This is a genomic window from Mesorhizobium sp. WSM2240 (assembly GCF_040438645.1).
Lineage (GTDB): Bacteria > Pseudomonadota > Alphaproteobacteria > Rhizobiales > Rhizobiaceae > Allomesorhizobium.
The window spans coordinates 5,223,896-5,235,691 of record NZ_CP159253.1 but is presented as its reverse complement, the minus strand read 5'-3'; the positions used below and the strand labels follow the sequence as shown (position 1 = coordinate 5,235,691).

At 60.8% G+C, this 11,796-nt stretch carries 12 protein-coding genes and 1 pseudogene; 9 read left to right on the top strand and 4 right to left on the bottom strand.

From position 1 onward, the window contains the following. Positions 1 to 24: 24 nt before the first annotated feature. Both ABVK50_RS26075 and ABVK50_RS26070 read right to left on the bottom strand, forming a co-directional pair. Entirely contained in the window at positions 25 to 1,299 is a 1,275-nt protein-coding gene (locus ABVK50_RS26075) for a polysaccharide biosynthesis/export family protein (RefSeq protein ID WP_353643823.1), read from the bottom strand. Positions 1,300 to 1,323: 24 nt separating this feature from the next. Continuing rightward, positions 1,324 to 2,004 carry a sugar transferase gene (locus ABVK50_RS26070; protein ID WP_353643824.1) on the bottom strand — a complete coding sequence of 227 codons (681 nt, stop codon included), beginning with the start codon at positions 2,002 to 2,004 and terminating at the stop codon, positions 1,324 to 1,326. A 611-nt stretch (positions 2,005 to 2,615) separates the two neighbouring features. On the opposite strand from ABVK50_RS26070, the gene ABVK50_RS26065 reads away from it, so the two are divergent. Both ABVK50_RS26065 and ABVK50_RS26060 read left to right on the top strand, forming a co-directional pair. Next, positions 2,616 to 2,912: an exopolysaccharide production repressor protein gene (locus tag ABVK50_RS26065; protein WP_353643825.1), complete on the top strand. Its 297-nt coding sequence runs from the start codon at positions 2,616 to 2,618 to the stop codon at positions 2,910 to 2,912. A 145-nt stretch (positions 2,913 to 3,057) separates the two neighbouring features. Beyond that, the gene (locus tag ABVK50_RS26060; protein ID WP_353643826.1) at positions 3,058 to 4,059 is read left to right on the top strand and encodes a glycosyltransferase family 2 protein; all 1,002 of its coding nucleotides are present in this window, start codon (positions 3,058 to 3,060) and stop codon (positions 4,057 to 4,059) included. Here the strand turns inward: ABVK50_RS26060 and ABVK50_RS26055 are convergent. Together ABVK50_RS26055 and ABVK50_RS26050 are read right to left on the bottom strand one after the other, a co-directional pair. Continuing rightward, a complete protein-coding gene (locus tag ABVK50_RS26055; protein ID WP_353643827.1) occupies positions 4,050 to 5,000 on the bottom strand; it encodes a polysaccharide pyruvyl transferase family protein in 951 nt (316 codons plus the stop codon). The genes ABVK50_RS26060 and ABVK50_RS26055 overlap by 10 nt on opposite strands. A gap of 12 nt (positions 5,001 to 5,012) precedes the next feature. After that, positions 5,013 to 5,972, bottom strand: coding sequence for a glycosyltransferase family 2 protein (locus ABVK50_RS26050; protein ID WP_353643828.1), 960 nt, complete (start codon positions 5,970 to 5,972; stop codon positions 5,013 to 5,015). 76 nt (positions 5,973 to 6,048) lie between these two features. On the opposite strand from ABVK50_RS26050, the pseudogene ABVK50_RS26045 reads away from it, so the two are divergent. From ABVK50_RS26045 to ABVK50_RS26015, 7 genes and pseudogenes are all read left to right on the top strand, one after another. Then, positions 6,049 to 6,237, top strand: a pseudogene (locus ABVK50_RS26045) (hypothetical protein); the annotation flags it as partial. 147 nt (positions 6,238 to 6,384) lie between these two features. Next, positions 6,385 to 6,687 carry a hypothetical protein gene (locus ABVK50_RS26040; protein WP_353643829.1) on the top strand — a complete coding sequence of 101 codons (303 nt, stop codon included), beginning with the start codon at positions 6,385 to 6,387 and terminating at the stop codon, positions 6,685 to 6,687. Between the two features lie 226 nt (positions 6,688 to 6,913). Continuing rightward, complete coding sequence (locus ABVK50_RS26035) at positions 6,914 to 7,663, top strand: glycoside hydrolase family 16 protein (protein ID WP_353645807.1); 750 nt, start codon at positions 6,914 to 6,916, stop codon at positions 7,661 to 7,663. Positions 7,664 to 7,686: 23 nt separating this feature from the next. Next, positions 7,687 to 8,862 (top strand): glycosyl transferase family 1, encoded by a 1,176-nt coding sequence (locus ABVK50_RS26030; RefSeq protein ID WP_353643830.1) that lies wholly within the window; start codon positions 7,687 to 7,689, stop codon positions 8,860 to 8,862. A gap of 38 nt (positions 8,863 to 8,900) precedes the next feature. Beyond that, the gene (locus ABVK50_RS26025) at positions 8,901 to 9,887 is read left to right on the top strand and encodes a glycosyltransferase family 2 protein (RefSeq protein WP_353643831.1); all 987 of its coding nucleotides are present in this window, start codon (positions 8,901 to 8,903) and stop codon (positions 9,885 to 9,887) included. Continuing rightward, positions 9,884 to 10,834: a glycosyltransferase gene (locus ABVK50_RS26020; protein ID WP_353643832.1), complete on the top strand. Its 951-nt coding sequence runs from the start codon at positions 9,884 to 9,886 to the stop codon at positions 10,832 to 10,834. The genes ABVK50_RS26025 and ABVK50_RS26020 overlap by 4 nt, the downstream gene beginning before the upstream one ends. Beyond that, positions 10,824 to 11,786: a glycosyltransferase family 2 protein gene (locus ABVK50_RS26015; RefSeq protein ID WP_353643833.1), complete on the top strand. Its 963-nt coding sequence runs from the start codon at positions 10,824 to 10,826 to the stop codon at positions 11,784 to 11,786. Before ABVK50_RS26020 ends, ABVK50_RS26015 begins: the two co-directional genes overlap by 11 nt. Positions 11,787 to 11,796: the final 10 nt, after the last annotated feature.

Sequence of the window (11,796 nt, the reverse complement as noted above, 5' to 3'; positions counted from 1 at the left end):
TGTTCCATTGCAAGCCTTGCGCAGCTAATTGGCGGGAATTGGCGCGATGCCGACCTTGACGACGTCTCCGGGCAGGACCGGAGTATTCTCGTCGGCCGGCATTTCCGTCGTTTTTTCGCCGTCCTCCCGGACAATGGAAAAACTGAACACAGGCGGGGCGTCGCCACCCGTGCTGAGTGCGGCCTTAGGATCCTGGGCCATCGCTTCGGCCATCAGGTCCCTGTACATGGCGATCTTCAGGTTCAGCTTTTCGATTTCGGCTTCCGCCTGCTGGCGTTCCTGCGCGATTTCGGCGTCCCGATCGTTCTGCAGGGTCGTCGCGTTCTGGGTGGCCTTGCTTATGTCCTGCTTGGCCCGAAGGGCGGCCGTTTCCATGTCCAGAACCTTCCCTTCCAGTTCCGCGATCGCGCGCTCGATCGAAAGCACGCGCGCGTTCACCACCAGCCCCTTGTCAGCAAGGTTGCCAATGCCTTTCAGTTCGTTGCGGGAAAGCTCCATCTGCCGGTTCTGGCTGGCGATTTTCTTTTCCAGCGAGGCCACCTCGTTCTGAAGCAAGGATTTAAGATCCTCGATCGCCGAGAGCTGCACGCGCAGCCGCGTCTCCCGCGCCGCCTTGAAAGCGGTCTCATCCGCCATCAGTTTTCTACCGTCGTCGGTTTCCTGCAGTTCCTTGGGAAATTCGATCTCCTCTTGTCCGGCGGCTTCGGCGATCAGCCGCGCGCGTTTGGCCAGGAGACCGTTGCGCTCGGCGACGAGGACATCGTAATTGCCCCGAGCGTTGATGAAGTCGCGCTCGATGCGCTGCCCGGCATCGGCCGCGCGGCGCATTCCGCCAGCTAGGCTGACAGCCTTCAGTACGGTCAGATCGGGAGCGTAGGGATATTTGCCGGGTGTCTGCACATCGCCGGAGATGAAGACCGGGCGGAACTCGGCAAGTTCAACCGACGTATCGGGACGATCGAGCAGCCCGAATTTCTGCTGCAGCTCCTCGCTGATCGCTCCGGCGATCTCGGATGTCGTCTTGCCCGTGGCGGGCATCTCGCCGACAAACGGCAACGAGATATTGCCCGAGGGGCCGACTGTATAATCGCCGCTGATCGTCGGCCAGTCGCGAACCGCGCCTTCCGCCGTCTGCCACTCCACGACCCGGATCCGGAGCTTGTCCATCGTACCGAGCCGATATTCCCCGCTTTGCGCAGGGATCGCGGCCAGCATGACGGCGAACGCCACCACGCATGTGAGGAGAGAACGCCCGATGCGGAGCCATGCGAAGCTGGATTTTGCAAATTTGGCTATCAAGACAAGCCTTTCTGGCAGCAAGAATCAGTAGCTGCCGCGGGACGAGAAGACGGCCGGAACCGTTTTGACGATGATCTTGAGGTCGAAAATGAACGACCAGTTCTCGACATAATGCCGGTCGAAGGCGACGCGCGTGCCATAGGACACATCATTGCGGCCGCTGACCTGCCAAAGCCCGGTCAGGCCCGGGCGCGATTTCAGATAGTAGTCCGCAGCCGGGCCGTAGAGTTCGAGTTCGTCCTTCACCACCGGTCTGGGGCCGACGATGCTCATATCGCCGCGCAGGATGTTGAACATCTGGGGCAACTCGTCGAGGCTGAGCTTGCGCAGCACCGCACCGACGCGAGTCACGCGCGGATCATTCTGCAGCTTGCGGGTGGCGAACCATTCCTCGCGGCTTTGCGGATACCTGGCGAAATGGGCAGCAAGAACCTCGTCGCCATTTTCCACCATGGTTCGGAATTTGAGGCACTGAAAAACATCGCCGTTCCGGCCGATCCGGCTGTGGCCGTAGAACACGCGACCGCCGTCCGAAAACTTGACCAGCATCGCAAGCATAAGGAACAGCGGGCTCAGCAGGAGAATTCCGGTCGCGGCGCTGAAAATGTCGAATCCGCGTTTGATCGTCCCACCTATCGGCGGCTGATGCTCGGAAGCCGATCGGAGCCGGTATGATAAATTGGCCAAACTGGCAGGATATTTCATTTTGCTGCTCCACGATGAAAAAGCGTCGGGACAATGCGAAATGCTGCAGCGCAACATGACAAAATCAATAGCCCGAGGGATGTGTCATGTCTGTGATGAAATTTGGACGATGAACTATCGGCAGATCATATTTTGTGACAGTTGGTCACAAAGCGGCGATAATCAGAGGTTTCGCATATTCGTCTCTTAAAATACAGATTTATTTCAGCGACAACTGCTATAGCAAAAATTCGTAAGCTTGTTTGCATAGCCAAAATTGTTGTCAGGCATAGTTCGAATTTGTCCAAATTAACTGAACATTTTCTGAATAATTCTTCCAGTTGAATTTCCTGAATTTTCTTCAGAGAGAGGCGGCCGCTAAGCCATAGTTGCGCTGCAATATGAATTGGTGTGACCAATGGAGGCTCGGCGGAGCCCCGCGAAGGAAAACGCGCTGTGTTGCCTATGCCCTTTCGGATCAATATAAATGTCCTTGCGCGGTTTGGTATTGGCGCTTGGCCCTCGAAAAACCCGGAGATTTTGATCGCCGAGGGCTAGGACGCTTCGGCGGGAGGAATTTTGCGCATGATTATGAACGCAGAACTGCGTGTGAACGGCGCGACAGGATAAAAATGTCCTTCGTGCTCTTTCTACGCGGCCTTATTGGAGTGCTGCTGGTGTTTGCGATCACTACCTATGTGATCACGCAATCGCTGTGGACGACGTTTATTCAAACCTTGATCTGCGCTGTCTTGCTGCAGGTCGGTTATTTCGCCGCAGTGCTGTTCCTGGTGTGGCGATCTGCCGGCAACGCCAAGCATGAAGAGAGCGCGGCAAAGGATGAAGCCTTGCAGAATTTGCCGAAAGAAGACCACCCCGCCGGCAAGGTGAGGCAGATCCCCGGAGTACCGCGCTCAGGCCATCTGTAGGCGATCTCTCGCCTGTCATGAAATCGCCTTTCGCAGTTGCGAACAATCCACTTTCCAATTCAAGCCGATAGGCGGAGCCCGCCGACCCGGCCATGCGCAGCCGCGCGCTGCGCGTTTGTTCTGGAAACGGATCGATGAGGTGTGAATGACATCCCCCGCCAGCGTATGCGTCATCATTGCCGCCAAAAATGCGTCCGGCACAATCGCGCGCGCCATCCGATCGGGGCTGCGGGAGGGTCGGGTCGCCGAAGTTGTTGTTATCGACGACGGATCGACGGACGGAACGGCGGAAGCGGCGCGGGCGGCGGATGACGGCAGCGGCCGCCTGCGGGTTCTTTCGCTCGAGGCCAACAGGGGCCCGGCTTTCGCCAGAAACCATGCAATCGCCCATTCGTCCGCCCCGCTGATCGCTATACTGGACGCCGACGATTTCTTTCTGGCCGGTCGTTTCGACAGGCTAATCGGAGAGGATGACTGGGACTTCGTCGCCGACAATATCGTCTTCATCGATGGAAGGGGCAGCGTGGCTGAACCCGCCGTGCCGGAATTCGAATCGGCGCCGCTTCTTCTCGACCTTCACGGCTTCATAGAGGGCAATATTTCCAGGCGCGGCGCCTCACGCGGCGAGATCGGTTTCCTCAAGCCCGTCATGCGGCGATCCTTTCTCGACAGCCACGGACTTCGCTACAAAGAGGAATTGCGGCTCGGCGAGGACTACGACCTCTATGCACGGGCGCTGGTGAACGGCGCGCGCTACAAGATCGTTCATGGATGTGGCTATGGCGCAGTCATTCGGCCTGATTCGCTAAGCGGCAGGCACAGAACGCTCGACCTGAAACGGTTGTACGAGGCCGATCGGGCAATCCTCGCCACACCCGGCCTGCCGAAGGAGGGCGCCGCCGCGCTCCGCAGGCACGAACGCCATGTTCGCGGGCGCTATGAACTGCGCCATTTCCTCGACATCAAAGCCGAGGCGGGAATCTGGCGCGCGGGGCTCTATGCCCTGGCGAACCCTTCCGCGATGCCGGCGATCGCCGGCGGTGTGGCGGCCGACAAGCTCGCAGCCTTCAAGGCGCGCCGCAAAGCGGACATAGTGGAACCCGCAACGCTCCGCTATCTGCTGCCCGCGACGCCCGCTCAAAAATAATCGCGGCGTATTCCGGCAAGGACCTCACGAAAGCGCTCCTTGCGCCCGGCCAGTGCGCCGTCTGCGCTCAACTGCGGCTCAGCCTTGCGCGCCTGGCGCAGCGCAAATGTGGACGGCGCCGCCAACATCTGCTTTGCCGCCGTGCGGAGCGCTGACGGGCGAGGATCGCTGCGCGCCATGACGAGGCTCTCGTCGAAGCTACGCTTGTTGGGATCATCGGGCAGCGGATCCCTATTGCCGAACTCCACACCCCAAAAGCGCGCGCCCTTGACGATCGCCTCGGCCCGTGTGGAAACCGGCACGTGGCGAGGGCTATAGGTGACGTCGACAGTCGCCGCCCAATCCTGCCATTTGAAGCTGTTGATGCTCCGCGAAGTGCTGACGGCTACCCAGGGAACGCGGAAGGCGTCGGCAAGTATGGCCGCATGCATGGATTCGGCGACCACCAACCGCGATTGGGCGATTGCCCGAATCACGGATTTCGCTTCGCCGCAGGGGTTCACATAGACGAGACCGGCAGCCTTGCAGACCTTCGGCCAGATGCCGCCGATCGCCGATTCCCAGTGCGGGATGAAGATCGCGTCCTCGGTCTTGGGCAGGTTGGCGAACTCCGGCATGTCGGCGACCATGACCGCCGGATCGACGATGCCGAGGCTGGCGTCGAGGCCGAGCTTCCCTGCAGTCAGCGGGCCGCGGACGCAGCGGATATCCCACTCGGACGCGTCTGAAAAATCCGGCAGCTTGCCGTATCCGAAGCCGCTGCCGACGACGAGTTTGCGTGTTCCTTTCGGCAGCAGCACCTCGTTGAGAACGGTGCCTACGCCGACGAGCAGTATTTCGGAGTGAACCTCGCGAAAGCCGGGGAGAAGGAAATCCCAGAGCCAGAGATTAAGGTCGTCGCCAAAATTGCCGTGGGCAGATTCCCAATAATAAGGCTGCATGTGGTTTCCTCGTTATCGGGAGATCTTGGCGACGGCGAGTTCCACCGCGCTGCGCAGGATTTTGGGATCGCGCCAGGCCCATTCGGCCAGAAGCCCGAACTGAGGCACCTTGCGCCGGCGAACCAGCCGCATCTGCCCCCACAGTGCCTGGCGGCGCGCCGTCTGCTTGTAGGCCTCGATCGAGGCTTTGTCTTCCGGCCCGTGGGAAAAGCGGCTCTCAAGGCGGTCGAGAGCGACCCAGGTGTTGAACTGCTGCTTGAGAAAGAGCGGCGAATCGCTGTCGAGGCCGTGAAAGATGTTGATGCCCTCGCCGCGGGTGGCGCCTACGCCGTCGCTGAGTATGACGCGTTTCGCGCCGCGAACGCAGTCGTAAAAGAACAGGACGTCCTCGGCTGCCAGCCGCAAGGCCGCTTCGAAACGGACCTTACGAAACAGATCCTTGCCGATGACCATGCAGGAGAGGTGGAGAAAGCTCCAGTTTTTCAGCATCACGCCGGCGAGGTTCGGGATTTCCACCAGTGGCGGCTCGCCGGAAAGCCGATTGACCGTGGTTACTTCGGCCAGCGCCGACACTCCGAAGTGATAGTGGAATTCTTCGCCGCCCGTGATCGAGGCCCAGTAACAGTCTGCATCAAAAAGTGACAGGCCGGCGACCGCGTTCTTCAGATGATCGGGCGTCCATTCGTCGTCCGAATCGAGAAAAGCTGCATAGGCGCTGTCCGCGGGCACATGGTCGAGGCCCATGTTGCGCGCTCCGCCGGGACCGGCATTCGGTTGTTTTATCACGGTTATCCTAGCCCGTTCGGCCAGCGAATACGCCTCCAGGTCAGCCTCGACAGGCGATGGCGAGGCGTCGTCGACGACGATTACATCAAAATACGGATGCGACTGCGCGAACACCGACCTCAATGCCCGGCTCAGTATGCCGGGCTCTCGCTGATAGTAGGGAATGATGACTGTACACTTCGTCATTTTGCGCCTTATGAAATTTTAGGAGGCTCGCGGGCTATTGATGACGTTCCGATCGGCGGCCCATTTCGGGGTCCGGATGAGGACAAGACTCACCCATGAAAATACGGTGCTCGTCCATGCCACGTGCAATTACCTGAAAACTGTAACGAATAATGTCGGCTGGAGCGCCCCGTCCAAGACAACCATATTCGGGCTGAAGTTTGTCACCGTGCCGCTTCTCGCTCCTATCGTCTACCGCAAGGGGGTGGATGCGGTCGCAATTGCCGGGTAGCGCGTCACACAAGATCACCGACAGATTTCATCGGCAAGACACTACAAAGGATCGAATCAAATGGCCCTGTTCCGCTTTCAAACCCGAAACCCGAATCGGGACCGCGAAACCGATGCGGGCCGATTGCAGAGGCTCAATCGGATGATCGAGGACCTTCGCGCCGAAATGGAGCGCGAGCGAAACGGACTTCGCGACCGCTATGAAAAGGTGGCCGCCGACGCCGCCTTTTCCCAACAGGCGCTGGAAAACGATCGTGTCGGGGCCGCAATGTCATCGAAGATCGACGACATGACCGACACGATGATCCGCTACAGGGGACGTATCCAATCGCTGGAGAAGCAGATCGGTTTCGTTACCGATCTCTACGGCCAGGTGGAGGCATTTTCCCAAGAGAACGCTGGCGAGAGCCTTTCCGCCGCCGAAGCGCGCGCGAGCCGGGCTTAACGGACGCTCACAAAAAGTTACCGCCGACCACCCGGGAATCGCAGGCGAGCGTCACATTCTGATCTTGCCCTCGGTCTATGTGCAGTGCAGCATTTTGCTGTGATGTAGACAGCGGCGTTGGGAGGACGCCGCCAAGATACAGGTGGTAGGCCACGTGATTTTAAACGCGACCAACACGACAAAAATCAATCTCAATTCCCTCATCTTCGGCGTCGGAGTTCTGCTTATCTCATCCGCATGCAATCCGACCATTTCGCTGGCGCAAGAGCCCGCTCCGGGAAAATCCTTCGTCGAGAATTTCGACGGCCTGGACAGGAAGCACTGGTACGTTTCCGATGGCTGGTCGAATGGCGATCATCAGAATTGCACGTGGTCGAAGGACCAGGTGAAGATAGCCGACGGCACGCTTCGGCTCGGCTTCGCCAAACAGCCGCTGAAAGATCGCGACTATGTCTGCGGGGAAGTCCAGACCAACAAGCGCTTCGGCTACGGCACCTATGAAATCCGTATGAAAGCCGCTGCCGGATCAGGCCTGAACACCGGCTTCTTCACCTATATCGGGCCCGTCCACAAGCAGCCGCATGACGAGATCGATTTCGAAGTTCTCGGCAAGAACCCCTCGAAGGTGCAGATCAACCAGTATGTCGACGGCAAGAACGTCGGCGAGGAAAAGCTCGTGGATGTCCCAAGGGGCGCCGACCAGGGCTTCAACGATTATGCCTTCGTCTGGGAGAAGGACCGCATCACCTGGTATGTGAACGGCGAACTCGTCGGCGAAGCGACCGACCCGGCCAAACTGCCGAGCCATGCCTCCAAAATCTACATCAGCCTGTGGGGCAGCGACACGCTGAAATCGTGGATGGGTACGTTTGCCGATCCCGGGGCTCCGGTTGCAGCGGAAATCGATCGAGTCGCGTTCACCGCGGCCGGCGAGGCCTGCCAGTTTCCCGAATCCATTGCTTGCAAGCTGGATTGACGGGCGGCATGCGGGTGATGTCCATGCTGCACGTTCTTTATCTCGTGCACGATCTCTCCGATCCGGCCGTGCGCCGTCGGGTGATCATGCTTCAGGCGGGAGGCGCCAAGGTAACGCTGGCCGGCTTCCGCCGGACCGTGCACCCGGAGACCGCCGCTGTTGACGGGCTTTCGCCGATCGATCTGGGGCCAACCAAAGACGGCAAATTTGCGCAGCGGCTTGTCGCGATCGCCAAGGCTGCGTTGTCGCTGCGGGCCAAGCTGAAAGGCATTCCGAAGCCGGACATTATCATTGGCCGCAATCTTGAAATGCTGGCGCTGGCGAAGCGGGCCAAGACGCTGCTCTCAGCCGATATTCCTGTCGTTTATGAATGCCTCGACATCCACCGCCTATTGCTCGGACAGAACAATATCTCGAAAGCGATGCGCAGCGCCGAACGGGCGCTTGGCAGGGATGCCGCGCTCCTGGTGACGAGTTCGCCCGCATTTGTCCACGATTATTTTCAGCGTCTCGGCCAGATCGACGCACCCGTCATGCTGCTGCACAATAAGGTGCTGGAACTTGCGGACCGGCCTGTCGACGTGAAGAGCCCCGAAATTGCCGGTTCGGGCGAGCCACGGACGATCGGCTGGTTCGGCGCGTTGCGCTGCCGTAAATCGCTGAATTTGCTTGCCGACTTCACACGGCGAATGGGAGGTCGGTACGAGGTCGTCCTGCGCGGCCGCCCGGCCTATTCCGAATTTCCCGATTTCGACGCCTTTGTCGACGCCGAGCCGCATATCCGCTTCGAAGGCGTCTATCGCAACCCGGAAGACCTCGCCCGAATCTATGGTCGAGTGCATTTTTCCTGGGCCATCGATTTCTTCGAGGAAGGGCTGAATTCATCCTGGCTGCTGCCCAACCGGCTTTACGAAGGCTGCCTCTATGGCGCGGTTCCGATCGCCATGCGTCAGACCGAAACGGGGCGGTTCCTAGCCGATCGCCACATGGGCGTGCTGCTCGACTACGCTTCGGTTCCGGAGTTGGCCGAGCGTCTCGCCGGCATGGATGCCGGCAGCTATGCGGCCGCCCGCCAGAAGATCCTGGCCGAGGATCGCGGGACATGGGCTTGCGATCTCCGCGATTGCCGGGCGCTGGTCGACAGGCTGAAGGCGCTGGCCGGTTCCACTGCATTCGATCCAGTGTTGCAGGTCGCGTGATGTCGACGTGCGAGATGGGTACAGAGAGGACGAACGCCATGCCTGCATTGCCGTGCATGGTGGTGATTCCCTGCCTGAATGAAGCGGCGCATATCGGGGCCCTCATCGACCGGCTGAGCCCGTCGGCGGATCGCCTCGACATGAACATCGTCGTTGTCGATGGCGGCAGCACGGATGGAACGCAGGAGATCGTGCAGACGATCGCGGCGGCGAATGCTCGGGTGTCGCTGCTGCACAACGCCAAAAAAATCCAGAGCGCGGCGGTCAATCTCGCCATCGAGAAATTCGGCGACCAGTTCGAGAGCTTCATCCGGATCGACGCGCATGGCGACTATCCCGGCGATTATTGCGACCGCCTGATCGAGGATGCCGAAGCGACGCAGGCTGCTTCCGTCGTCGTTTCGATGGCGACAAAGGGCTTCGGCGCTTTTCAGAAGGCGACGGCCATGGCCCAGAATTCGAGGCTCGGGAATGGCGGCTCGCCACACCGGCACGGCGCCAAGGGCCATTGGACCGACCATGGCCACCACGCCCTCATGCGTGTCTCGGCTTTTCGATCCGTCGGCGGTTACGACGAAAGCTTCAGCCATAATGAGGATGCCGAGCTCGACTACCGGCTGCGGGCGGCCGGCCACCGCATCTGGATGACCGACAAGACATTCATGGTCTATTATCCGCGCGCTTCAGTGCCGGCCCTGTTCCGGCAGTATCTCGGCTATGGCAGGGGCCGCGCCAGGAACATTCTGAAGCACCGGGCGATGCCGAAGATCCGGCAGATGATTCCGCTGATGGTCTTTCCCGTCGTGGCCGGCATGTCGCTGGCGTTCCTGAACCTCGCCGCGTTGATACCGGCCGGCCTGTGGGCGGCGGCGTGCCTCGGCTACGGCGTGTGGATGGCCGTCAGCCAGCGCAATCCGTACGGTCCGCTCGTCGGCTTCTCCGCGATGGTCATGCATCTCGCCTGGTCGGCCGGATTCTGGCTCCATGTCCTCGACTTCCGGAACCGCGAGGCCCGGGCGGCATGACGCAACACGCTTCGAATAAGGCTTTGCGGATCGATATCTGCGTCTGCACCTATCGCAGGCGCGAGCTCGACGACACGCTCCTCTCGATAGGCGCGCTGAACGTGCCTGCGAACACCGCGATACGGGTCATCGTCGCCGACAACGATGTCGAGCCGAGCGCGCGGGAAAGAGTCTATGCCCTGGCGGCGCAGATTCCGTTCGACGTCGTTTATGTGCACTGCCCGGCGTCCAATATCTCCATCGCCCGCAACGCCTGCCTGGAGAGCAGCACCGGTGATTTTCTTGCTTTCATCGACGACGACGAGACGGCGTCGCGGGAATGGCTGACGGAATTGCTCGCAGCGGCTGAGGCGACCGGCGCAGACGCCGTGCTCGGGCCGGTGAGCGCCGTCTATGCCGACGATGCGCCGGGCTGGATGAGGCGCGGCGATTTCCATTCGACCGCCCCGGTCTGGGTCAAGGGCGAGATCCGCACAGGCTACACCTGCAATGCCCTGCTGCGCTGCGCGTCACCGCATGTCGCGGGACGCCGCTTCAACCTCGCGCTTGGCCGAACGGGAGGCGAGGACACCGAATACTTCACCCAGTTGCACCAGGCGGGCGGCACGATCGCCTTTGCACCGCGGGCGACGGTCTATGAGCCGGTTCCGCGCAATCGCACGCAATTCACCTGGCTGACCAAGCGCCGGTTCAGGGTCGGTCAGACCCATGGGCGGCTCGTCGGCGAAAAGCGGCAAGGGCTCGCGGCCGTGCCGCAAATCGGGCTAGCCGCGGCGAAAGCTGCCTACTGCTTCGCCGCGGCCGCGGCCTTTGCGGCCCTGCCGGAAAGGCGCAACCGCTCCATTCTGCGCGGCGTCATGCATTCAGGCGTGGTCAGCGGGTTGCTCGGCGTCCGCGAAATCCGTCAATACGGCGAGCCGGCAGGAGGGCGCACCGATGCAGCCTGACGTGAGCTTCGTGATTGCGGCATTCAACGCGGAGCGGTCGATCGCGCGCGCCATCGAAAGCGCGCTCGCGCAGCAGGATGTGACCGTTGAGGTAGTGGTCGTCGACGATTGTTCGAGCGACCGCACTGTCGAGATCGCCCGCTCCTTTCCGGCTGAACAGGTGCGGGTTGTCGAGCTCGAAAAGAACCGAGGCCCCGGCGGCGCGCGCAACGCCGGGATCGGCGTCGCTCGCGGCCGCTGGATCGCGGTGCTCGATTCCGATGACGCGGTGTACCCGGACCGGCTTGGCCGCATGGTCCGACACGCCGAAAGGTTCGATGCCCAGATCGCGGTCGACAATCTCGATGTGGTGCAGGAGGCGAGCGGCGCGAAAGCGACCATGTTTGCGCCAATGCTGCTCGAAAGATTTCCCGAACTCGGTGTTGCCGATTTCATCGCGGCGAACCTGCTGTTCGAGGAGACTTTCTCGTTCGGGTACATGAAGCCGATCTTCGAACGGCGCTTTATCGAAAAGAAGGCGCTGCGGTATGACGAGCAGTTGCGCATCGGCGAGGACTATATTTTCCTTGCCTCGGCTCTCGCGAGTGGCGGCCGCTGCGTCGTCGATCCCCGGCCGGGCTACGCTTATCATATCCGCTCGGGATCGATCTCGCGCGTGCTGGAACTGCACCATGTCGAAGCGATGCTGGCGGCCGACGCAGCATTCCTGCGGGAGCATCCGCTGGACGCCACGGCGCAAGCCGTGCAGGCGAGGCGCACCCGCAGCCTTGAGCAGGCTGCATCCTTTCTCACGCTCGTTCAGCACCTGAAGCAGCGCGCGCCGTTGAAGGCGATGAGAGCCGCCCTGCGCGACCCGATGGCGGTCAGGCATCTGAGAATGCCGATAGCAGCCAGGCTGCGGCGGCTGGGCATGCCTTTCCACTTCGGAAAGGCGCTCGATCAGACCGGATAGACGAACACGG